Source organism: Streptomyces sp. NPDC002809 (assembly GCF_040295435.1).
Taxonomy (GTDB): domain Bacteria; phylum Actinomycetota; class Actinomycetes; order Streptomycetales; family Streptomycetaceae; genus Streptomyces.
Map to the genome: position 1 here is coordinate 1 of NZ_JBEOVJ010000007.1, position 22161 is coordinate 22161.

The window sequence follows — 22161 nt, forward strand, 5'->3', positions numbered from 1 at the left end:
CAGCGGCTCTATCCGCTCCCACAGGCCATCCGACACGATCCACGGCGAAGTCCCCATGCCCGAACAACGCTGAATCTCTGACGCGGACACGGTCAACAGGACCGATCCACCTCATTGTGTTAGCCGTTGTTAGACTGGTGAGGGCGTAGACCGTTTTGTGGCTAACCTTCCCGGTCTTCTTGTTGACGCGTCAGTCGGGCCAACCACAGGGATCACTCCATCGGCTTGACCTTCTCGTCGATGAAGGCAATCTCCTCGGCGTCGAGCCCGTATTTGGCGTACAGTTGTTGGTCGATCTGCGGAACCGGATTGGACCAGTCAATATCCGATGTCGACGTGAAGTCCTGAGCAGGAACGTGCTTCCAGGCCTTTGCCGGATTATGCTGGGTGATCTTCAAGATGCCGAGCATCGTTCGAGCGAACTTGGTCTTGATGTACTTCAAGCACGCCTGCGCTTCAGCCTCAGACCCGAATGCTCCAATGGTGATAAACGTCTGCGTGACCGCCGCCCCCGGGCCGAGCACAGTCGGGTTGGTCAACACGACACCAAAGAAATCAGTTGTCGACCCCGACCCGTTCGCCGCCGGAACCGCAACCTTGTACTGATGGAGGCTCTCAGGCCCGGTGACGTATTCCGTGCGGATCCAACGGATCAAGCGCTTGTTCTTGATGAGGCCAAGTAGGCGCACATACTCAACGCCGTCCGCCGGCTTATCCCCGTGGTAAAGAAATGAGAACTGCTCAAACGCGTTCGTGCTCACCAAAGCTGCGTTGCCTTCCGGGCGCAACGCACGCGCATCAGGGTGGTCCTCGTACAACTTATCCGTGTAACGGTAGGATCGCGAACTGGTGATCCCGATATCAATCAGCGACGAGTCAGTAGTCTCGACAACCTTGTGAAGGATCGTATTGAGCTCAGAGTGCCGGGCGAAACGTCCGACTGGGCCAAGCTTGCGTCCCGAGTCCCGGTAGGTCACGGCGATGCCGCCCTTGATCGGGTCCGTAAGGCTCGGGAACAGCAGGTTCGAGTCGGATTCGAAATGGGCCACGCTCAGGTGCTCATCCGCCAGTATCTTCTCGTTCCAGGCTTTGGGAGTGAAACCCGCGTTGAACAGGAAGCGCGCCGGCGTAATGAGCACAACCTTCTCCCCGACCTCGTACGCTGCGTCCATGAAGAGGTGATAGACGGGGGTGTCTCGTGTGCCGCCGCCCTGGGCTTCTGCCTGGTACGGCGGGTTGCCGATGACGACATCGAACTTCTTGCTCATGTCAGTTGCCTTCCGTCAGCATCTGGTCGACTAGGCTCTGCCGCTCTTCAGGGCTCATGCGCGCGAGGTCACCCACCTTGAAGTGGCCCGAGTCCTGGACCCACGCCCTCCGCTCGGACACGCCGCCGGAGACAGCTTCGATGGTAATCCGGTGCAGGATCTGATTGTGGCTCATCTCGAATACCTGTGAGGTCAGGATGTGCTTGAGCCGATCCTCCTGGTCCGGGAAAGCTTCCGTCAGACCGGTGTCGAGGCGTCGTACCAGCTCCATGAGGAACAGTCCCGCAGTGGAGAAAAGGTCAGCGAAGGTCTTGTCCGGGTCAGAGAAGATGCCAGGGTTCTTTGCCTCGAGGGTGTCGACCATTTGCTTGACAACCGGCTGCGGGGTGAAGACGAGCGACGTCTTCTGCTGCGGGATGTAGGCGAAGATGTTCTCGGTCTGTGCGTCGTCGAAGTAGTCGGCCAGGGCCTCCTTCTTGTTGAGGAACTCCTGCACGGATCGGTCGAAGACCGCCTCGTCGAACATGCCCGGGATCCTGGTGACGGCGCCGTTTTCCTCGGCGACATCTTGGCCGTCACGCAGCAGCCTGAACTCGGCTTCGGTGATGCCGGTGATCTCCTCGAACACGTCGCCTGGCGTGTAGTCATCGAAGTTCGCCAAGCGCAGGTCGCGGTCGCCGTAGGCCATCAAGAACATCGGGATAGTGCGAGCGAAGCCGCGCAGGTGGGAGCGGACGTCGTCCATCGCTTTGTCGGCGTGTTTCTGCGCGGTCTTTGTTTCTTCGCGGGTGACCACCTCGGGCACAATCTCTTGCATCGCCTTGTCGACGATAGACAAAATGTTGTCCCGCAACACCTTGCGCTGCTCAATCTTCTTGGCTTGCAGAGCCTCGCCGTCGACCTCGGTAGCTGCATTCTTCAACTCGTCGTCGAAGTGCTTGGTGGCGATGCTGAAGTCGACGTATGCGCGCTCTACCTCATTTTTGATGACCTGCTCGGTGCGCTTTTCGTCGCGCTCGACCTGCTTGGCGGAGAGCCCGAAGGCGTCCTTAAGTTCCTCGCGCTTTTGACGACTCTGCTCGGTCACCGCCTCGGCAATCTGCTTCGCTGTGACCTGCGGCGGGGTGTCTGGCTCGATGCGCGGAAGGTCCTCGACGCGATAGACGGGCTTGCCGAGCTCAGCAATCTTGGGGTTGATCACCGTCTCCACGTCGACCTTCACGCTGCCTTCGGAGTCGGTCGTCGGCGGTGGCTGGGGGATCTCGATGGGCTCGCCCTTCCGTACCTTCCCCATCTTCGCAGTCGGCAGCTTGTCCAGAATCTCCTTGACATGCTCCGAATACCTGAAGATGCCAGCGACGTTGGCAAACAACAGGTTCGAGAGGAAGCCACGGCGCACGACCTCGCGGGCCTTGAAGACCTGAGGGAAGGTCAGCACCTGGGCGGCGTCGAGCTCGATCATCCGACCCTCCGCATCCTCACCTAGAACGGGGAAGAAGTTGAGCAGCGTACGGATGTTCGCCTGCCTGACGGCCGTGTCTCCTGAGGGGTTGGGGTGCAAGTTGTTGGCGAAGGTGTCGAAGATCGTCAGTGTGCGCTCGGGGGCGAAGTCGAAGATGTACGCATTTTGCTTCTGAAACACCTGCCCCCCGCGCTCAAAGGTGCACGGATTCTGGGCCCGGAAGGCCGCCTGTATATATTGGGCAGGCGAGGCCAGGTCGGACAGCATGATGACAGCGGTCCACTCCCGCACTGTCACGCCCGTGGTCAGCTGCCCCACCGACAAGGTGATTGTCTTGCCGTTGGATGCCTCTGCCTGCTTGATGGCAGCGCGCACCTTGTCGAGGGACTTGCCAACGGCGGCGGCGTCGCCGTCGTCCTCACTTTTGCCGTCGCCGGCAGCCAGAATGATCGTGTAGTCCTTGAAGACGTCATGCTTCTTCAGTATCCGCTCGAGCGCCTTGGCGGAAGCGACACGGTTGAGTAGCCAGAAGGAGTGTCGGATCTCATCGCGCAGCTCGGGGGTGGAGAAGGGGTACTTCTCGTGGGTCGTCATGGAGTCGAGGAACCTGGCGACGTCCGCCTCGTGTTCGAAAAATCCGTTGTCCTTGGTCGCGAAGAACTCGTTGAGGTTGAACGCGAAGTCGATGTTCGCCGAGTCCTCGTCGACGGCTACACCTTCGGCTAGTCGGTCTGTGATCATGCGAGAGATCTGGTATGTCAGCAGGTTCAGCGTTGGAAGTGCCGCGTAGGGGTTCTCGTCCCCGTTCTCGGGCCACTCGGCTCGAGCGGTCTGCTCATCCTCATACGTCCAGTTGAAGATCTGGTCCTGGTCGAACCTGCCGGAAGCCAGCGCTTTGAAGGGGGTCCCCGACAGGTGCAGGGTCCAGCGGCGATTGATGTGGTCGAAGGCGACATCTGTCTTGGCGGTGTCGACGCCCTCGTGGGCCTCGTCTATGACGAGCAGATCCCAGTCGAATTCCGCAATGTGCCTGAGCTTGTCGTGTTGGCCACCGAAGTACTGCGAGCCCTTCAGGTCCTGCAGCGAGAGAAACTCCACGATGCGGGGGTCCTCGTCTCCGTGGTCATTTGAATAGGCACGCCACTGATCTCGAGACATCGGTGACCGGTCGGCCAGCGATGATGACTGTGAGACGAACTTGAAGGTCGTTTGGTGGCCGATAAACTTCGTGAAGTCGTCGTACCAGGAGTTCGCGATCGCTGGCCGGTTGGTCACCACCAAGACGCGCTTGACGTCGATTGTGCGCATCAAGTCGTAGGTCGACAGCGTCTTGCCGAACCGCGGCTTGGCGTTCCACAAGACCTCGTCCTTGCCCGCCTCGAAGGCCTCCACAGCCATGGCGACGGCAGCCTTCTGCTCGGTCCGCAGGACATAGTCGTCGAGGCCGTCGCTCTGGAGATCGGCGAAGTCCTGGCCAGCGAAGTCGTTGAAGAAGTCGAGGGACTTCTTGGGAGCGCCGTCGAAGCAGTGCCACTCTGTCCTTTTTGGGCTCAGTTCACGCTCGATGCTGTGCTGCTTGAGGTAGGCGTGGAAGTCGTGGTCGGTGAACCGTCCGCCCGCCTCTGAGGTGAAGAGGGCCCGCCGAGCCCACACCTTCTCCTTCTCGACATACATCTGGGACGCCTGCTGCGAGATACGCAGGTCGGCACTCGCCTGTTCGGTGTAGCCGATCTTCTCCCATCCCTCGTACCGAGGGACGTCCGGAGTGCGCCACGAGTAGATCAGTGGAGTGATCTCGCGGAAGGTGTTGATCTTCAGATTAGACATCGGACCCCGCACTCTCGTGGACCTGGTCGATCCGGCATGGCTGATAGGTGTCGTACTCCGTGAAGTCGAAGCCACCGTCGTAACGCAGCGAGGCGAGCGTGAACGGCTCGCGCTGTACCATCCCGGGTTGCGCCTCGATCCGGTGCCACCAGGAGAACTGGATATCTTCGCCGGTGGGAGTCAGGTTGGTCAGGGTGTTGCCGCGCACAATGTTGGCTTCGATAAGGAACTGCGCTGCCTTGTGCAGGTCGGTATCCGTGCCCGCGAGTGTGCCGTGAGCTTGGTGGAAGCCCAGGAACTCGACGAGCATGTTGGCCATGGCTTCCTGATGGTTGTCCTCCAGCAACTCGATCGCGTAGATCGACGCCAGCGCAAACAGCGATTCGTGCGACCATGCCTCGGCGGGGTAACGCTTCTCGATCGCCTCCAGCTTGCGGCGCAAGATCGCCACAAGGAAGTTGCCGTCGCCCGCCGATGGCTCGAGGAAGGTCTTGTCGACGAAGTCGGGACCGGTCTCCAAGTCCTCGCTCACCAGGTCGAGCATCTGGTCGACCATGTAGCGCGGCGTGAAGACCTCTCCGTGCGCCTTGACGCGATCGCGCGATTTCACATCTTGCTCCTCGACAATCGCCTGCGTCGCCATCACCGGTTGCCCACGGGGCGCCGAGGACGCGAGGCGAGGGAGCCGCCGGTCTGAACGCCGACCACCAGCACTCGACGGTCGCGGCTCAGTCGCATCCACGCTGCTTTATCCATTCGCCTATCCTGCCGCACAGGTCCGACAACCTTGGCGCGAGGGGCCTTGACCCCAGATGTTGGACACACGAGACGCTGGATCCTGCCGTCAGGGCTTCGGCGTAGTTGGCTGGCGTCCGGTTGTTGACGGCCTGTCGGGTTGACGGGGGTAGGACGCAGGTGGGCCTCCGATTCAACCAGCAGGACGAGGGACTGCTCGGCCATGGTCTTAACGAGTCGCGTGATGGTGAGCAGGACGATCGCGTGCCCGGAACTGAGCTCGGGAAATAGTTGTCGGGCGGAGTTCGTTAGGTACTCAGAATAGGAATTTGCGTCGGCGAGCTGACTGGCAAGCTCGTGGACTGCCACATTGGCAAAGCGCTCGCTGACGATCCCTCCATTGATTGGCGGGTGATCGATATTCCCGAAAATTGGCAGATAGGTGGTCGGAGGCTTGGCGGATTCCCGTGCAGTGTTTTTCAAGAGCGTGGTCTTTCCGACGTCATTCCCGAGGATGACTAGTGGAGTGCCTCTATCGCCAGCCGTCGAGCGAGACTTCCGGGTCGCCCGCGAGGTATTGCTGTAGGGCGCTTGAGGTGGTGTCTACGAAGTTCTCGGGGATGGTGCCGGTCCCGACCCAGCTGACCTGGGAGTGCTTGCGGGGTTCGCGGTTTTCCGGTTCGCCGGTCCATTCGTGGGCGGCGAAGACGACGGTGAGGAAGCCGTTGGGGGCTTCGACGCCCCATGCGCCGTGGATGATGTGGGCGACCTTGAGGGACTCGGGCTTGACCGTGAGGCCGGTCTCCTCGTAGAGCTCGCGGACCGCAGTCTCGGTGATGGGTTCACCGGGCTCGCTCTTGCCGACGGGGAGGTCCCACAGGCCCTTGGCGAACTTGGCGTTCTCGCTGCGCTGCAGGAGCACGACACGGTTGGCCACCCTGTCGTGGACGATGACGGCCGCGACCAGCAGCGTCATCGAGTCGAGCGCCGGCTTGAGGGCTTGGGGGCGATTGTCGGTCTGCTGGACCACGGGGTTCCCTTCGTCAGGCGGGTTGTTGGGCATGTTAGGCGAGGGCCTCGCGAGCGCGGCGAGCGAGATCGGCGGCACCGGGTACCTTGCGCCGCTGGTACACCGCGAGCGTGGAGCGGATCGAGGTGATGGCCTTGCGGGTGCGGTCGGAGGTCATGCCCTCCATGAGGACCAGGGCTTGGGTCCAGGCGGCAACGGCTTCGTCGGCTCGGGTCTGGGCGGCGAGGCTGTCGCCGAGGTCGGCGTGGGTGAGGGCGTGGACTCGTTTGTACTTCTCCGGGTCCCAGCGGGTGAGCGCGTCGCGGTGCTGCTGTTCCGTACCGATGTGGTCGGCGAGGTCGGTCAGCGTGCGTGCGGTGTGGCTGGCCACGGTGCCGGCGGCGGGGCCGCTGACGCGGGAGAAGCTGGGCTGAGGTCCGTCCTCGCGCAGGAGGGCGTCCTCGGCGGCGAGGAGAGCGCGGGCGGCCAATGGGTTCTCGCCAACGGCTGCGTAGGCGCGGGCGTGCGTGATGTGGAGGAGCGCTTCCGTTCGGCCGTCCACGTGGCCGAGGCCGCGGGCGAGCGCTCCTTTGACGAGGTCCACGCAGTGGTGGGGTTGCTTGAGGCTGAGGGATTGATGGGCGAGAGCGCGCATCATCCAGGCGGCGTGGCCGTGGGGGTCGGCTTCGCAGGCGAGCTGGTAGCCGACCTGGTAGTAGCGCTGGGCAGCGCCTTCGTGGCCGAGGTCGTGGTGCTTCCACCCTGCGAGGTAGGCGAGTTCGGCGACGGCGCCGAAGGCGGCCTGGCGTAAGGCTTCTGTGGGGAACCGTCCGCGCAGCATGGGGGCTGCCGTGTCGGCGAGGTAGGCGGTGACTGTGGTCAGGCCGTGCCCGCCGCCGAGCCGTTCGTCGGCGGCGCTGAAGGCTGCCGTGATCTGTCGTACGACGTCGATGTCGTCGCTGCCGACGAGGGAGCGGGCGGTGCGGGCGCGGAGCATCCGCGAGGTGGCTTCGTGGTCGTGCAGGAGCGGCATGGCCACGCCGGTCGTGGTGAAGGCGGCGATGGCGAGGAAGCGGCGGCGTTCGACGTCCGCGCGGCCGAGATCGGTGACCGCGGTGACGGGGTCGGTGTCCGGTGGCGACTCCGTGTCGGGTGAGTGGAGGCCGAGCTCGGTTCGGGTAACGACGCGTCCCAGCCGCCGGGAGAGGGCTTCGGCGAGGTACTGGCCTGCCTGGCCGGACGGCGTGCGGGCACCGCCCACCCAGTGGGAGATGGCCGACTTGTTGGTCTGGAGCAGTTCGCCGTTCTCGGCGGCGATGCGGCGTACGTCCTTGGCGAGTGCCTCATACGTGCACCCGGCGGCATTGATCGTGTCGCGCAGGTGGGAGTTGGCGCTATTCGGTGCCGGCACGATCGCCTCCGCTCCGGATCCGTAAACCGTGTATACCGCTTGACCTCGGTCACACCGTACCCACTCTGCGTAGCGAGCGGTTCACTTATCGACAGCCGCCCCACTCTCGGGCCGGGCGGCCCCCAAGTTCCGTACGCCCCAACGGGCTCGGGCATTCCTGTGCCCCGGCCCGGACGATCAGAGACGGAGACACGGTGACCACCATCGACACCGCGACCATCACGGTCGAGCTGCCCGACGCCTTCGACCCGCGCTGGAACCGCCTGCCCGGCATCCAGGTGGACGGCCGGCGCATCACCATCGACCCGGCCGAGTACTTCTTCCGCTTCGAGTCCAGCACCTGGCTCGTCGCCGACTGGGAGTTGGTGAAGGCCCAGCTCCTCGACGTGGACGAGACTCCCGGGAGCGCGGTCGAGCAGCTCGCGCTCGACTTCATCAAGAACCACGGCGAGTCCACCTCCGACGCGGCCCGCGTGCTGGCGACGGCGTACGGGGTGTACTCGTACCTCTTCCGCAAGGAGCACCTGGCCGGCCTCGGCCTCCCGCAGATCACTGCCGACCATCTGCGCATGCTGCGTGAGGCGGCCACGCTGATGGCGCTCAACAAGGTCGAGCTGGACGGGCACATCTCCAACGTCGGCCCGTGCTGGTTCTTTCCCGCCGCCACGTCCGTCGTTTTCGACCTGGACGACGCGGCGGGCGGAATGCTGGACGAGGTCTACCACGGCGGCTGGTTCAACGAGCACCGCCGGATCGAGTCCATCAAGGCCCACGCCGCGCTCGGCGGCCGGCTCGTGCACGGATGCCAGTCCGTGCCGGACCAGTCCGGCGGCGTCGTCGCGCCCTACGGTGCCTCGATGGCCAACTTCCGTGACGACCTGGCCGAGTTCAAGGCGGGCTGGATCGAGCAGGTTTACGCCCGCCGCGTGACCGCAGCCGAGTAACCCACCCCAGTACGGCTTCGGGGCGGGCCGGCTCGCGCGCCGCCCGCCCCGGAGCCCACCAGCCCCTGGAGACCCCCATGGACCAGAGCCTGTCCGCCACCCTGCTGGACGACCTGTGCACTCTCGTCGGCAAGCCCCTCCCTGAACGTGCCGAGATTCGCGTCTGGGGCATGTCCGGCGTCGAACGCGTCACCTTCCCCGACGGCACCACGGCCGTTTTCAAGTACGCCAAGGAGCCCTTCGACCGCGAGGCCCAGGCCCTGCGGGCGGCATACCAGCGCGGGCTCCCGGTCCCCGCCCTCCACGCCACCGCCATGCAGGACAAGTGGCTCGGGATGCTCATGGACGACCTCGGCACCCCCGTACGAGACGCCGACGACCTCGACGGCGTCGCCGCCGCCGTGATGCTCCATGCCGCCCGCCCGGCCAGCGGTCTGCCCCTCCTCGACGGGGCGGGCCTCGCAGCTCTGCCCGGTCGAGCCCTCGATCACCTCCAGCGGCTGCGGAAAGCTGACCGCTGGGCGGACTGCGATGACGTCGAGACCGCGCTGGGGAAGATCTCCGCCGCGGCCGAGGCCTGTGTCCAGGGGGCGACGCTCGACCCGTTCGGCTGGGTGCACTCCGAGTTCCACCCCACGAGCGTCCACATCGGGGAGAACGGCTGGCACCTCCTCGACTTCGCACGCGCCTTCACCGGCCCCGGCCTGATCGACCTCGCCTCGTACCACGGCACCACCGACGTACCGAGCCCCTTCCGAATGCGGGTGCTCCTGGAGCAGTACGTCACCGCAGGCGGTCATGAAGACGCCCTCGCCACCCGGGGCGGCCTCGCCGCCGAGGCATGGGCCCTGGGCTGGCACCGCATGTGGGCCGTGGAGTGGTTCATGGAGCAGGCCATCCGCTGGATCGACGACCCGGCCAAGGACCCCGCGTACATCCCCGTCGTCCGCCGCCACCTGAACGACGTGGTCCAACTCCTGGAGGTCTAGGTGCTCGCCCAGATCTCCCCCTGGTACGCCCACGCAGCCCAGCGCACAGCCGCTGCTCCCGCGCACGCCCTCACCGCACCGGCCCGGATGGAATGGAGCACCCACGCGGGCATCGGTCCCGGCGCCGAGATCCTGGGACGGGACCTGTGCGGCAAGCGCCTCCTGGAGCTGGGCTGCGGCCCCGGCCACAACGTGGCCCACCTCGCAAAGCACCACCAGGCCCGCGTCACCGGCGTAGACCTGATCGGCCTCCAGGTACGCCGCGCCCGCTCCCACTACGGCCACATCGACGGCGCCACCTTCGCCGCCGGCCACGCACTGCACCACCTGCAGGCCACCGGCCGGACGTTCGACGCGATCTACTCCGTCTTCGGCGCCGTCGGCCTCGTCGCCCCCGAGCTCCTCCTCACCGCCATTTCCCGACGCCTGAAACCGGGCGGTGTGCTGGCCTTCTCCGTCCCTCACCCGGCACGGGCCGGAAGACATCCATGCACGGACGACCGTCCGCGCGAGGACTACGTCACCATGCCCGACCGCACCCGACTGCCCCTCGCACGGTGGGAGTTCGACGCCCGCCGCTGGAACGCCCACCTCTCCCGGGCGGACCTGCGGGTCACCTCGACGGTGGAGCTGCGGCACCCGCGCCGCGACCCTTGGCCCACCACCCTCCTGATCACCGCCCGCAAACGCTGACCGACGGAGGCACCGATGCCCCTGCCCTACCTGCTCCTGGACATCGACGGCGTCCTCATCCCGTTCCCGGCCGCCGACGGCAGCACCCCGCCCACCCACGTCCGTCACACCGTCCTGCCCGCCGGTCGGCACCCCGACGACCCCGTGCCCATCTGGCTCGACCCGAGACAGGGCGTCATTCTCGCTGACCTCGTGACCAGCGGACTCGTTACCCCCATCTGGTGCACGAGCTGGCGCAAGGACGCCACCACGATCATCGGCCCTCTTCTGGGGCTGCCCGACTTCCCGTACGTCGACCTGCCTCGCCCCCAGATCACCACCAGCCACCCCGGCGGCTACCTCTGGAAACGCGACCACGTAGACGCCTGGCTGAATGACGCGCCTGCCATCTGGATCGACGACGACTTCACGGGCCTCGACCATGAGTGGGCGGCACAGCGCGCCGCCAGGGGAGCGGCGACCCTTCTCGTTCAGCCCGACCCGCAAATTGGGCTGCAGCCCGCGCACCTGACCGAGGTCGCGACCTGGGTCTCGCGGTTACCCACGGCCCACGCCACCTGACGACCGATGCCCTCGCTGCAACGAGCAGCGAGAGCATCGGATCGGAGCGCCGGTCGGCGTGGCCTGGAGGCCGTGCTGCCAAACGACATCGATCGATAGTCTGTTCGCATGATCGTGAGCGGAGATCGCCGGTTCCCCTTCGTGCTCGCTGCCGCCATGGCGGTCCGGTTCAAGTGCATGGGTGAGGACGGTGTCGACTTCGAACCCTACGAGTCTTTCCTGAGCGCGGATGAGACCACCGAGTGGTTTCGTGCGTGGACAGGCAATCGTGAGCTGAACGGCGATGATTTCCGCGTATTCGGTCAGGACGGCACCGGCGGATACGCGGCGTTCTGGCTGGTTCGTCCATGTCGAGAACTGGCCGAGCAACCCATCGTCTTCCTTGGGTCCGAAGGAGAGACCGGTGTCGTCGCTCAAGAGATGGGTGCCTTCCTGTGGCTGCTGGCTGACGGCTTTGGCCCGTGGGAAGCAGTCGCCTCGTACGAGCCCGAGTCCGATTTGGCCCCCCCCCCCAGGCCAATCGCGACCTTGCAGCTCTCGCGGAGCAATTCGACCCAGGCGGACGTGCGTCGGCGGCGACGATCCTCGCGCGGGCCGCACAGGAGTTTCCCGACTTCGACGACACCATCATGGATCTCTGCCGTTGAACCCGATCCGACCCGACCCGACCCGACCCGACCCGACCCACCCGACCCGACCCCACCCGACCCCACCCGACCCGACCCGACCCGATGCGCTCGTCGCGACGCGTGGGGCGAGGGCATCGGGCTGGGGACAGCGGTCCGGCCGCGTTTGCCGGGCTCCATGGCCACTGGTGTGAACCGAGGGCGGAGCGTGGTGAACGAGGCGCTCCTGATGGAGCAGGCGGACGAGGCCGCGAGCCGGCGGGAGTGGCGCTCCGCCTGACCGCGTTCCCCCAACGGCTCCCAAACGATCTACGAACGCGGGAGAGGCCCGACTGCTCGAAGCGGTCGGGCCTCTCTCATTCCTGCTCTGATCTGCTGTCCAGCCAGTGGCTGAACTGTTGACCGATCAGGCCTTCTTGGTCTCCTAGTAACGGGCCGGGTCGGTGACCTGCTGGGATCTTCCCTGTGGGGCGCTGACCTGGCCTTTTGCTGATGGCTGGCGATGGGGTGCGACAGTCTTGACCAGGTGTATTGCGGACTGTGTGCGGACCGGGCGCTCGGGACAGGTGAAGCGTTTCGACCTGAAAGTCCGCCGGTTGGGGCGCTGTCAGTGTGCACTGAGAGAATCGGGCCATGTCGGGAAGAGTTTTCGGTATCCAGGTACCTCGTGTCTGCAGAATCCGAGGCACGCATGCCACAGCGGAAGACTCGATTCCGCGAGTCGCCAATGCGTTTCGCACTGGGGATGACGACGTGGCCACTCAGGTGGGGCAGCTACGTGAGGGAGCGCTGGCGCTTCCCTCTGTAATCGCAGCAGCTGGCGCCATGGTGGTGCTGGGCGAGCCGGGAGCAGGGAAGACCTCAGTCCTAAGGCAACTCACCGACACATTGCCTCAGGTCGCGGACACGTGGGATCCGAGTGCCGACGCATGCTTGTGGGTGGCGGGCGGGGACTTGACTGAGATCTCCTACCGAGAGGAGTTGGGCTGCCATCTTGAGTCATTGCCCTCGGCAGGAGAAGGCTCCACGGCCGACGCTGGAACGCTGTGGGTGGTCCTTGACCAGGCAGACGAGAGCTCGCTGCGCCAACAGCTGACTGGGCGTTTGAAGAGGTCGCTGCGCGGTAGGGATACTAGTCGAGTTCGGTTCCTCATGGCCTGTCGCACGGCGGACTATCCGCAAACGCTGACCCCAGTGCTGGCTGAGGCGTTCGGAGCGTGCTGGTCTGTCGACCTCGTCCCGTTGAGTCGTGATGAGGCTGTAAAGCTGGCCGACAGTGCCGACGTACGAGGTGAAGACCTGGTTACGGCGGCCGAGGAAGCCGGGGCGGCCGTCCTCGCCGGCGTGCCGTTGACCTTGGAATTGCTGGTTCTGACATACCGCGACGACGGCCAGTTGCACGGCACGCCGCAGGGCCTGTTTGCTCGCGGGGTTGCGCGCCTCGCGGAAGACCACGAGCCGTATCGAGAAGGTAAGTCCGCCGCCACCACTGCCCCGCAGCGACTCACGGTGGCTGGACGTATAGCTGCGTGGATGCTGCTTTCCGGCCACCGAACAGTGTGGCGTGGCCGCGCTTTCGATGCTGGCGCCTACGACTTGGACGGTGGCGCCCTGGCGGGCGGTCAGGAGCTAACTGGCGCAGGTGCCTTCTCTGTCACGCGGCAGGTGGTGGAAGAGACGCTGGAGACAGCACTGTTCACGGCGCCTGACCAGAACCGAGTAGAGTTCCGACACTCGTCCGTGGCCGCCTACCTCGCGGCTCGGCATCTCACCGACCGAGGGACGACACAGCAGCAGCTGGAGAACCTTTTTCTCGTCGGTGCACCGGGCGGGGAGACGGCCAGCATTCCAGCCCCTCTGCGTGAGACCGCGGCTTGGCTCGTAGCCATGAATCCCACGGCTACTGCCTGGCTGGCGGCTGCCGATCCTGAGAGCCTGGCGGTGCATAGCTCCCTTGTGCGCTCTGACGAGGTCCGTCAGCTGACCGTAAGCCGGCTTCTGGAACGTGCGGCGCAAGTCGAACTGGGCGATACCCGCTGGCAGCTCTCCCGGTGGGACCTGGGCCACCCGCTTCTCGCGGACCAGCTTGCCGACGTGTTGGACACCGCTCCGCGTGAGGGTGCAGCCGACTGGCAAATCAGAGCAAGGGTCCGCCTGGCCATCCAGTTGGCCCGGGATGCCGACGTGGCCCACCCGAGGCTAGCCGACGCACTCCTAGGTCTGTCGGAGAACGATGCCTGGCATCAGACGGAGCGCCGTCTAGCAGCGCGCGCGGCGTTCTCTTGTGGCGCTACTGACCGCACAGTGCCCGTCCTCACCAGAGTCCTTGCTTCACTTACTGAGCCGCCTTACGCCGCAAAAGTGGATCCGGATCAAGAACTGCGGGGGACTCTGCTTGATCTCCTGTGGCCGGAACACTTGGACGTTACGTTGGTACTCGCCGCATTGCGCCCTCCATCTCCTAGCCTGTACGGCAATTACGCTCAGTTCTTGAGGAACATGCCCACGCAGTGCACGGACGATGACCTGGCAGAGCTGCTGGCTTGGGCCCAGCAGGCAGTCCTCCACCAGGGGCCATCAGGAAATGGCTTCGTCTTTTCTTCCGATCGCCTTGAGACTCCCCTGATCGATGCAGTGATCGATCGCGCGCTTCGCGACAAGGACATAACACGGCATCTAAATTCCCTGGCAAAGATCATTCATGCCCTCTTTCACGAGTACCACAAGGTCCGCTTTCCGGATTCTCTCCAACCTGACGAGCAAGGACACGAATCTGTCCGTGTTCAGTCGCTCCGTAGAGTTCTAACCCAGGCGCTTGTCGACGAGGCCGTAAGCGCAGAAGTTGACCCTCGTGAAGCGGCGCATCTGATCGTTTACGACTGGGACCGCCGACCGCCGGTAAGAATGGGGCGAGCTTCTGCGCCGCCCGATTGGGCAATTCGACATCAGTTGGTGGACGGATCAGACTTTCCATGGGCGCTGAATCGGGTAGCTGAGGCATCGACCTCCGGCAGCGAAGCACTCCTCGCTACTTACGGTGAACTGGCCTCCTGTCTCTTTCCTCGCGAGGATTGCAATGCCTTCGAATTGGCCTACGATGAGCAGCATCCAGCTTGGCCGTACATGCGTCCCTTCTATGAGCCAATTGCGGTCGACAGCCGATTGGCACAGACGCTGCGCCGGAACCATCAGGCTTCGGATGGTCCCTGGCTAGAAGCTGCAGAGTTCCTTGCCGAACAGGTGAGTCTCCTTGACGAGGCCAGGGAGGGAAACAACGACAGCCTTTGGCGGTTCCTGTGGCGTCTTCGAGTCGACCTCAAGACGGGAAGGGTGGAGGATGCGGCTGGCTCGATCTCCACTTGGGCAGGGGCTGGCTCACTCGACGATGACCTGTCTGACTTGCCCGAGCTTGCAGTCCGCTACCTCACCGTCGAACACGACCACGCTGAATCTTGGCTCCGGAATTCTCAGCACAATAAGCGTTCCTGGGCCGGATACGCCCTGCTGGTCGAGTTGCACGGCCGCGACCGCCTTGCTGAGCTACCCTCCTCCGCTTGGCGCTCGTGGACCGCCTCGATCCTCACTGAGATATTGGGGTCATCAACGAGTTTTATGGAGCCGGTCCGGAGGGACTTGCTGCGCCTGGCCAGTCTGCATGCTGCTGAGTCAGTGGCATTGCGCGTTACTCAGATAGCCACGGTCGCGCTGTCCAAAGGCCAGCAACCAATCGAGCTCGATTCTGTCGACCCGCGTTGGGCGACGGAATTGCGTACCGCGATGGAGAATCTCGCCACAGAGATTTCAGTCCACCTTGATGTCATACCGGGCAAGGTCAGCGATTCGGAACCGGAGATGCTTTCAGAAGAATGTGCGCTCCTGACCCTGCCTGATAGTGAAGACGCACGAGACGCCGCGCGGCGGACGTGGTATAGCATCCTCAGTTCGCTCGTAAGCGTAATGAGCAGTGCTGGGTACGAACTAATCGACACAGCTCTCGGTGCGCGTGGCAAAGGGCCGGCGGCTCGGAGGGTGGCAGTCCTGGCAGCCCAAATCCTTCTGACCGCTGATGCAGAGGCGCACTGGCCGCGCGTCAAGGCGCTAGTGGCGACAGATACTGAGTTCGGTCGGAACTTGGCCGAAGGGTGCGCGAGAAACGCGGCCGAGCTAATTCAGAGCTCGATGGATGATGCGGGCATCGGCGAGCTCTACTTGTGGCTCAGCAGTTTGTACGCGCCCGAGGAGGACCAGAGTTTTCTCGAAGCTCACTGGGTAAGTGCGGACGAACAAGCGCGAGAATGGCGAGATCGACTTCTCCGTGATCTGAGTCAACGGGCCTCTGCTGAGGCCGTCCGCCAGTTGCGGAAACTAGCTGCGCGGTACCCCGAAAGGCTTGCTGTGGCGGCAGCGCTTGTTTCGGCCGTCAAGCAATACGGGGCTGCAAACTGGATTCAAGTGCGACCCGAAGATGTGATGAAAGTTCTCCAGGACCCGTCGCGTCGCGTCATCCGCACCAGCGTGGATCTCACCGACGTTGTGTATGAGGCTCTGGTAGAAGTTAGCCGCGATGTCCCTAATCACGGAGAGCTGCTGTGGGACCGGACGCCGGGCTCGCGGAAGAAGTCCACGCCAGCTACGGAAGTCTCTGAGGTTTGGCGCCCCAAACCCGAAGCGGCCCTCTGTGCTTACCTCGCACACGAGCTGAATCTCAGGCTAGCTGGTCACCGTGTCGCCGTGAACCGAGAGGTTCTAGTTCACCCCACCGACGCTTACGGCGCGGGTGACCGTACTGACATCCTCATCGAAGCGCTTCCTTCGTCCGGCGACGAAATTAGTGCGGATTCTGGGGCGGGTGTGAAATTGGTCATCGAGGTCAAGGGTGCTTGGAATCGCGGTGTTCTGACGGACCAGGACGAGCAGTTGGTCGGCCGGTACCTACCCGAGGTGAGGACGGATGCAGGTATTTTCCTTGTCGGCTGGTACCCGATTTCCCTTTGGGACGCTCCGGAGGATAGGCGCAGGACACAGGCGAGGAAACTAACGCCTGAAGGGCTACTGACCGATCTTCAAGATCAAGCGGAACGTCTTTCTCAAGCGGGCTCGATTCATCTTCGCCCCATGGTGATCACTATTCCGCGTCCTCACAAGCAATAGGTTGGACTTGCGCGCTCAAAAGGGAACGTGGAGCCGATGAAGAACGATGAACGTGCGGCTTGCCAGCATGCATCGCTGTCGATCGTCAACCCGCACGAGCTATTGTGGAAGTATAAATGTGGAGACTGCCAGGCTGTCCTAACCTGCTCTTGCGATGAGGAAATTGCCCTCTACGTGCTCCCTCATCAGGCCGCGCGGAGCATTGATGCGCGGACTCGCATTCCGGTTCAAGTCACAGAACCCTTGGTGGCTGGCGTGTGCCATGAGTGCCGAGGCAAGGTACCTCCGGCATTCCCCGCAAGGCCGCACCGCGGTGCGGCCAGCTTGGTCCATCGGTTCTACTGGCGCGAGATCCACAAGGAGACGAATCATCGCTTCATCCAATGGGCTAAAGGTGAGGGCCTGTCAGTGACCGACCCTGACGGGGTTGGGGTAGTGATGGCACTCTCTCACCAGCACATGGACGCGTATAAAGGCATCGAGCAGACGGTTGTCCGAGACATACGTGAACAACATGAAAGACAGCCAAAATACGATTTCTCCAGGCAATCGGATTCGGATATTCTGGCCGCCTGCAAAGTGGCGACGGAAGAATATTCAGCATGTTATGTAACCCCGACTCGTGGCCACGTGGAAGTGATTCCGCTCGGCTCGGCGGATATCGAATGCGCTGTCGGGGTGGAGGAGTTTGTAGCCCAGCAACTGCGCCAAGCGGGGCGGCAGGTTATGTTGTGCGAAAGTCGGCCGTTCCATGCCCTGTATGCCACATTGATGTGGCTGTGGGTGCAGGATCCTAGGGATCCGTGCAACCGGCCAGCCGGCTTTGGTGGACGTAGCGGGGGCGACGTAGGCCAGGATGATCTCATCTGGACGATACTTCCGGAAGATTTTGGCAGCCCGGTGCACGCCACCCGCCGAGCGGGTGCGCTTGAGGAACACCTTGCGAGCCTTCCATGCGAGATGGAGGAGTTTTTGTGGCTTTTTGACTACTGGACTTCGCATGCTGAAAAATTGCGGCAGTACCTTTGGGCGCATCGTGCCATCGATGTTGAACGCGGCCGGAGACTCATAGAGATTTTGGGCCCGACACGAGTAAAGGGAATTCTCCGATTTCTCGCAGATGACTATTGGGGTAGATATCTAGGCTGGCCTGATCTGGTTTCCTGGGACGAGGGGGCACGCGGGGTCGCAGATATCGAATTTGTTGAAGTGAAATCTAGTAGCGACAAGCTGAGCGAAGATCAGCGGGACTGGATAGTGAACAACCATGAATCACTGAAGTTGCCGTTTAAGGTCGCGAAGGTGCACAGGGTGCAGCGCATTGTGCGGCCTTAAAATTGGAGCAGGGTTTCGGGCGGGTCAAACACGGAAGGTGATCTTGACAGTTAGGGAATATCGGTGCACCGGATTTGATAGCCCCTTGAGGCAAACCGTGCATTTGTTCAGTGACGATTGCTTCTGTGTAGTTGCCAGATCCGTGTAGCGTCAAGCAAGTTCTTTGTCCAGCCATCCGGGGTAACGCCCGAAATTTCTTGCCAGAGGTTCGCGCTGGCGTGGGCGAAGGCGTCCACCGCTCGGGGTGGTGCCAATGCCCAGGCAGGAAGAAGCGCGACCGATTCCTCTGCGGCAGAAGGCGTGTGGCCAGCCGCGATAAGCCAGATGATCCAGTGGGCGGGATCCAGCCACGGGGCGCCCCTGGTGGCCCAGGCCCAGTCGACGAGGTATGCGCGGTCTTCGGTGACGAGGACGTTGTGGTTATTCCAGTCAGTGTGGAGCAGTGCGTCGCCTCGGAAGGAGTCCGTGTCGCCAGGGTGGTTGACATAGGCGGCCAGACGTTGTTCGGCGAGCCGGAGTTCGAGCTCAGGGCAAGGAAGAGAGGCGAGCTCTCTGAGGGCCCCGGTCACTTTGGGCAAGTCGGGGGAGCCTGGGGAGTAGTCGGCATGGTGGCCGTCGATGGCCTCAAAGCCGAGGAGATCCCAGCCGCCGGCGATGACGTGGAAGAGCAGGCGCGGGGCGAGCGGGGTCACGTACGGGTTGATGTCTGCCTCGCGTTGCTGCGTCCAGACCCATCGGTGGTCGGCACGCAGGCCCTTGAGGAAGACGACTCCGTCGGCGGTGTGTGCGAGCGCGGAGAGGGAGCTGTTGAGACCGGCGCTGACGTCTTCGATCCTGAGAATCGAGCCGATCTCGGCTTCGATGGCGGTACGAGCGCCAGAGGGAAGACCGGCGAAGGTGATGGAGGGTGCGGGCATGGCCGTCAGGTTTCCAGATCTACGCGCCAACAGGGGCATCCGGCGCGAGGTGCCGCCGAAAGCCCCTGAAGGGATGGTCAGTTGTACGGGTTGTCGTCCCCGCAGCCGGGCATGGTGGCCGCAGCGAAGGCGTCCACGTCGTCGATGAGGATGATCTCCGCATCAGGCTCGGACAGCGGGCGGATGGGGGCGATCTCGACTGCTACGGCGGTCATGGTTCAGCTCCTTGTAGTCGCGTGTTGGCAGTACCTGTCCAGTGGTGCCTTCGCCTCCTGGTAGACCTTGGCCAGCGGCCGGCAGACCCGGCAGGTGCCGGAGAGCTGGCAGCCGGTGCAGCCACCGGTGCGAAGCATCAGAGAGTCGGCGATGCCGCCGAGGCGGCTCAGGCCCTCGACTCCCGTGGTCATGAGGGGGATCGCTTCGTCACGGCCGACCTTGCAGATGGTCGCCATGCCGTGCGGGTCGACGTGGAAGAAGGTGTGGCCGGCGTTGCAGCCGTTGAAGGGTTCGCGATCTGCGAGGTGGTCCGGGGCCTGGGTGGCGAGGGTTTCCGCGCCGCCGTAGATGGTCGGCGACATGTGGGTGTACTCGCGGTACGGCAAGTCGTAGCGACCGGCGAAGGCGCGCATCTGCTCGGCCTCATGGGCGTTGTGCCGCGTGATGATCAAGGCGAGATCGAGGGGTAGCCCAGCTTCGTGGGCTGCATCCAGTCCTTTGACGAACATGCGGTACGCGCCCCGGCGCCGGGTCAGCCCGTCGTAGGACTCTGCGGTGGCCCCGTACAGGCTGAGTGTGATCCGGTTCGGCCTCAAGCGAGTCAGCAGGGCGAGGTTCTTCGGTGCGGCAAGACGCGAGCCATTGGTGAGGATCTCGACCATCATGCCCAGCTCGTACGCCAGCCGGTACGTCTCGGGGAACAGCTTGTCGATCATCGGCTCACCGCCTGTGAGCTGGAGCCAAAGCACCCCCGAGTCCCTGATGGCGTACAGCAGGCGCTCACGCTCAGGCCACTCCAGGCCGGCGAATTGCTTCAGGCCGAGGTAGCAGTGTTCGCAGTCGTAGTTGCAGCCGAGGTTCAGCTCGTACGAGGCGCGCCCGTATGCATACGGAGAGCGGGATCGAACCAGCACAGTTTCATCGAGGCGTCGGTCGCTGAGATCGATCTTCCAAGCCTGACGGGCCACGTCGGCCAGCCACGCGGGCACTGCTGAGGTACCCGATGCGGAGTGCAGTTCGTCGTACCGGGAGGCGGGAAGGCGTGCTGCCTTCGGGTTGCCCGGCCGTACGAGGAGGTGGTGGTCGAGGTACGGGGCAGCGATCAGCTCGTGCATACGGACTCCTCGCTCGGGCTGCTGAGGACCAGGCGGGCCCAGACGGTCTTGCCGATCGGGTGGCGGTCGTGGTGGCCGGTTTCTTCAGAGAGCGCTGCGACGAGAAGCAGGCCCCGGCCGCCTTCGTCGTCCTCCCCGGCCTGGATGGGGCGGGGAGGGGTGCGGCCGGCATCGGAGACTTCGACCAGGCAGTGTGGGCCGTCAACCGTCAGTCGAACTTCGAAGAGGTGCCCTCGTCTGCCGCCGTGTTCGACGGCATTGGCAGAGAGCTCTCCGCAGACGAGGACCACCCGGTCAATGCACTCCTGGCCGTATCCCCAGCTGGCGAGCGTCTTGGAGACGAGGGCGCGGGCCAGAGGTACGCACTTGCGTACCGGGCTGAACTGCATCTGCCACCGCAGCGGGGTGGTCTGTCGGTCGTACGTCGTCATCGCGTGCATCGCGTCCCCTCGTCGCGGGCGGGTTGTGGGACACAAGTTCACTGCCGCGACGATCACAGAGTCAGGTCACTGTGGTTACCCAACGTGGGTAATCTCTTTGGCAGTCGGTCCCATGGCAGCCCGTCCGGACGGGCGAGTGAGGGGGATGAGTGGCACGCTCGCAGGAACACCGGGCTCTGCCGGCCGTACTGCTGGCCAGTGCGGAGTGGCAGGCAGCCTGTCGCAGCAGGGACTTCGCCCACATCTTCCGGCTGGTCAAGGTCAAGGCCGGGATCTATCCGTCACGGGTCGCGGCACTGTGCGGCATGACGCCGAGCAGAGTCGGCGAGATCATGGCGCGGCGACGCGGCCTGGCACATATCGACGTGATCGAACGCGTCGCTGACGGCCTTCGCATCCCCGGTGCAATGCTCGGCCTGGCCCACCGCCCTTGGGAGATCCCTGCCTCCTCCATCACCGAGGAGAGGCCGCCCGAGCCACTTCCTGCTGTACCGCGCGAACCTCAGCGCACCGAACCGGCAGAGGAATTGGACGACCTTCTCGCTATGGTCGACGGCCGTGCCACCCGTTCCACCCTCACAGCCCTGCGCTCCTCGGTCCAGGACTACTGGCGGCGAGACAACGCACACGGCGGTGCGACCCTGCGGCCGGCCGTCGTGGGACACCTGCGCTATGTCGGCCGCCTCCTCGACTCTGCCGACGGTGGCTTACGGCACGACCTCCAAGGGGTTGCGGCCGAGCTGGCACGGCTTTCCGGCTGGGCCTACTTCGACGCCCGTCAGTACAGCACCGCTCGCACCTACTTCACCCAGGCGCTCAAGTTCTCCCACACGCAAGGCGACAGCCTCTTCATGGCCAATGTGCTGTCCTGCATGAGCCTTCTGGCCACCTACGACGGCAACCCGAACGATGCCGTGGCCCTTGCATGCCGTGCCCAGGACGCGGCCCGCGCTGCCGGCGAACAGCCGCTCGTCATGTCGATGCTGCACTTGCGAGAAGCGTTCGCCCATGCCGCCCTTCGAGACGCCCAGGCTTGCCACCAGGCCGTGGATCGCTCCCGTGACCAGTACGAACGCTCACGCGGACACGAAGTCGAGGCGCCTGACTGGGTCCAGTACTTCGACGAGACGAAACTCCTCGTCGACACCGGCATCGCCTACGCGCGCCTCGGCGAACCAGCCCGCGCCGAACCCCTCATCACTGAGGGCTTACGTCGAGAAAATGCCGACCAACAGCGAGGCCGGGCCTTCCACGCTTACTGGCTGGCCAGCGCCCAGCTCCAGCTGGGCAAACTCGACGAGGCATGCACCAGCGCCGGCCTCGCCCTCGACCTCGCCGCAGCCATTGACTCGCCACGAGTGAGCGGCCACGTCCAAGAACTTCACCGCCGAATGCTGCCCTACGCACGCGAAGCCCCCGTCCTCGCCTTCGAGCAACGCATGCGTGAGGCCCTCGGCTGACC

Annotated in this window: 17 protein-coding genes and 1 pseudogene; 8 read left to right on the forward strand and 10 right to left on the reverse strand. The window is 63.9% G+C overall.

The genetic code is table 11. The annotated features are described in order from the left end of the window. From ABT025_RS39455 to ABT025_RS06555, 6 genes and pseudogenes are all read right to left on the reverse strand, one after another. Positions 1-92: pseudogene (locus tag ABT025_RS39455) on the reverse strand (IS5/IS1182 family transposase); the annotation flags it as partial. A gap of 120 nt (positions 93-212) precedes the next feature. Next, positions 213-1268 carry an Eco57I restriction-modification methylase domain-containing protein gene (locus ABT025_RS06535; protein WP_350990563.1) on the reverse strand — a complete coding sequence of 352 codons (1056 nt, stop codon included), beginning with the start codon at positions 1266-1268 and terminating at the stop codon, positions 213-215. Between the two features lies 1 nt (position 1269). Continuing rightward, positions 1270-4557 (reverse strand): DEAD/DEAH box helicase, encoded by a 3288-nt coding sequence (locus ABT025_RS06540; protein WP_350990565.1) that lies wholly within the window; start codon positions 4555-4557, stop codon positions 1270-1272. Continuing rightward, entirely contained in the window at positions 4550-5200 is a 651-nt protein-coding gene (locus tag ABT025_RS06545) for a DNA methyltransferase family protein (RefSeq protein WP_350990567.1), read from the reverse strand. Before ABT025_RS06545 ends, ABT025_RS06540 begins: the two co-directional genes overlap by 8 nt. A gap of 624 nt (positions 5201-5824) precedes the next feature. After that, positions 5825-6355, reverse strand: a complete 531-nt coding sequence (locus ABT025_RS06550; RefSeq protein ID WP_350990569.1) for an NUDIX domain-containing protein — start codon at positions 6353-6355, stop codon at positions 5825-5827. A gap of 1 nt (position 6356) precedes the next feature. Next, the gene (locus ABT025_RS06555) at positions 6357-7712 is read right to left on the reverse strand and encodes an NsdA family TPR-like regulatory protein (protein WP_350990571.1); all 1356 of its coding nucleotides are present in this window, start codon (positions 7710-7712) and stop codon (positions 6357-6359) included. Between the two features lie 194 nt (positions 7713-7906). Between ABT025_RS06555 and ABT025_RS06560 the strand changes: the two genes are divergently transcribed. From ABT025_RS06560 to ABT025_RS06590, 7 genes are all read left to right on the forward strand, one after another. Further along, complete coding sequence (locus ABT025_RS06560) at positions 7907-8656, forward strand: hypothetical protein (RefSeq protein ID WP_350990573.1); 750 nt, start codon at positions 7907-7909, stop codon at positions 8654-8656. Positions 8657-8733: 77 nt separating this feature from the next. After that, a complete protein-coding gene (locus ABT025_RS06565; protein WP_350990575.1) occupies positions 8734-9645 on the forward strand; it encodes a phosphotransferase family protein in 912 nt (303 codons plus the stop codon). Then, positions 9646-10338 (forward strand): class I SAM-dependent methyltransferase, encoded by a 693-nt coding sequence (locus tag ABT025_RS06570; RefSeq protein WP_350990577.1) that lies wholly within the window; start codon positions 9646-9648, stop codon positions 10336-10338. A gap of 15 nt (positions 10339-10353) precedes the next feature. Then, entirely contained in the window at positions 10354-10899 is a 546-nt protein-coding gene (locus tag ABT025_RS06575; protein ID WP_350990579.1) for an HAD domain-containing protein, read from the forward strand. 108 nt (positions 10900-11007) lie between these two features. After that, on the forward strand, positions 11008-11805 hold the full coding sequence (locus ABT025_RS06580; protein WP_350990581.1) for a hypothetical protein: 798 nt from the start codon (positions 11008-11010) through the stop codon (positions 11803-11805). Positions 11806-12719: 914 nt separating this feature from the next. Further along, positions 12720-16676: an NACHT domain-containing protein gene (locus ABT025_RS06585; protein ID WP_350990583.1), complete on the forward strand. Its 3957-nt coding sequence runs from the start codon at positions 12720-12722 to the stop codon at positions 16674-16676. Between the two features lie 36 nt (positions 16677-16712). Further along, positions 16713-18011 carry a VRR-NUC domain-containing protein gene (locus ABT025_RS06590; protein ID WP_350990585.1) on the forward strand — a complete coding sequence of 433 codons (1299 nt, stop codon included), beginning with the start codon at positions 16713-16715 and terminating at the stop codon, positions 18009-18011. A gap of 107 nt (positions 18012-18118) precedes the next feature. Here ABT025_RS06590 and ABT025_RS06595 read toward each other — a convergent pair whose 3' ends face one another. From ABT025_RS06595 to ABT025_RS06610, 4 genes are all read right to left on the reverse strand, one after another. Then, positions 18119-18928 carry an aminoglycoside phosphotransferase gene (locus ABT025_RS06595; RefSeq protein ID WP_350990587.1) on the reverse strand — a complete coding sequence of 270 codons (810 nt, stop codon included), beginning with the start codon at positions 18926-18928 and terminating at the stop codon, positions 18119-18121. 77 nt (positions 18929-19005) lie between these two features. Then, positions 19006-19143 carry a hypothetical protein gene (locus ABT025_RS06600; protein ID WP_350990589.1) on the reverse strand — a complete coding sequence of 46 codons (138 nt, stop codon included), beginning with the start codon at positions 19141-19143 and terminating at the stop codon, positions 19006-19008. Positions 19144-19146: 3 nt separating this feature from the next. Then, positions 19147-20259: a radical SAM protein gene (locus tag ABT025_RS06605; protein ID WP_350990591.1), complete on the reverse strand. Its 1113-nt coding sequence runs from the start codon at positions 20257-20259 to the stop codon at positions 19147-19149. Beyond that, positions 20247-20699 carry an ATP-binding protein gene (locus tag ABT025_RS06610; protein ID WP_350990593.1) on the reverse strand — a complete coding sequence of 151 codons (453 nt, stop codon included), beginning with the start codon at positions 20697-20699 and terminating at the stop codon, positions 20247-20249. Before ABT025_RS06610 ends, ABT025_RS06605 begins: the two co-directional genes overlap by 13 nt. A 149-nt stretch (positions 20700-20848) precedes the next feature. Between ABT025_RS06610 and ABT025_RS06615 the strand changes: the two genes are divergently transcribed. Continuing rightward, positions 20849-22159: an NsdA family TPR-like regulatory protein gene (locus ABT025_RS06615; RefSeq protein ID WP_350990594.1), complete on the forward strand. Its 1311-nt coding sequence runs from the start codon at positions 20849-20851 to the stop codon at positions 22157-22159. Positions 22160-22161: the final 2 nt, after the last annotated feature.

Coding starts and splice junctions, on each gene's coding strand:
- ABT025_RS06535 (WP_350990563.1), bottom strand. CDS start 1,268: ATGAGCAAGAAGTTCGATGTCGTCATCGGCAACCCGCCGTACCAGGCA.
- ABT025_RS06540 (WP_350990565.1), bottom strand. CDS start 4,557: ATGTCTAATCTGAAGATCAACACCTTCCGCGAGATCACTCCACTGATC.
- ABT025_RS06545 (WP_350990567.1), bottom strand. CDS start 5,200: ATGGCGACGCAGGCGATTGTCGAGGAGCAAGATGTGAAATCGCGCGAT.
- ABT025_RS06550 (WP_350990569.1), bottom strand. CDS start 6,355: ATGCCCAACAACCCGCCTGACGAAGGGAACCCCGTGGTCCAGCAGACC.
- ABT025_RS06565 (WP_350990575.1), top strand. CDS start 8,734: ATGGACCAGAGCCTGTCCGCCACCCTGCTGGACGACCTGTGCACTCTC.
- ABT025_RS06575 (WP_350990579.1), top strand. CDS start 10,354: ATGCCCCTGCCCTACCTGCTCCTGGACATCGACGGCGTCCTCATCCCG.
- ABT025_RS06580 (WP_350990581.1), top strand. CDS start 11,008: ATGATCGTGAGCGGAGATCGCCGGTTCCCCTTCGTGCTCGCTGCCGCC.
- ABT025_RS06590 (WP_350990585.1), top strand. CDS start 16,713: ATGAAGAACGATGAACGTGCGGCTTGCCAGCATGCATCGCTGTCGATC.
- ABT025_RS06595 (WP_350990587.1), bottom strand. CDS start 18,928: ATGCCCGCACCCTCCATCACCTTCGCCGGTCTTCCCTCTGGCGCTCGT.
- ABT025_RS06600 (WP_350990589.1), bottom strand. CDS start 19,143: ATGACCGCCGTAGCAGTCGAGATCGCCCCCATCCGCCCGCTGTCCGAG.
- ABT025_RS06605 (WP_350990591.1), bottom strand. CDS start 20,259: ATGCACGAGCTGATCGCTGCCCCGTACCTCGACCACCACCTCCTCGTA.
- ABT025_RS06610 (WP_350990593.1), bottom strand. CDS start 20,699: ATGCACGCGATGACGACGTACGACCGACAGACCACCCCGCTGCGGTGG.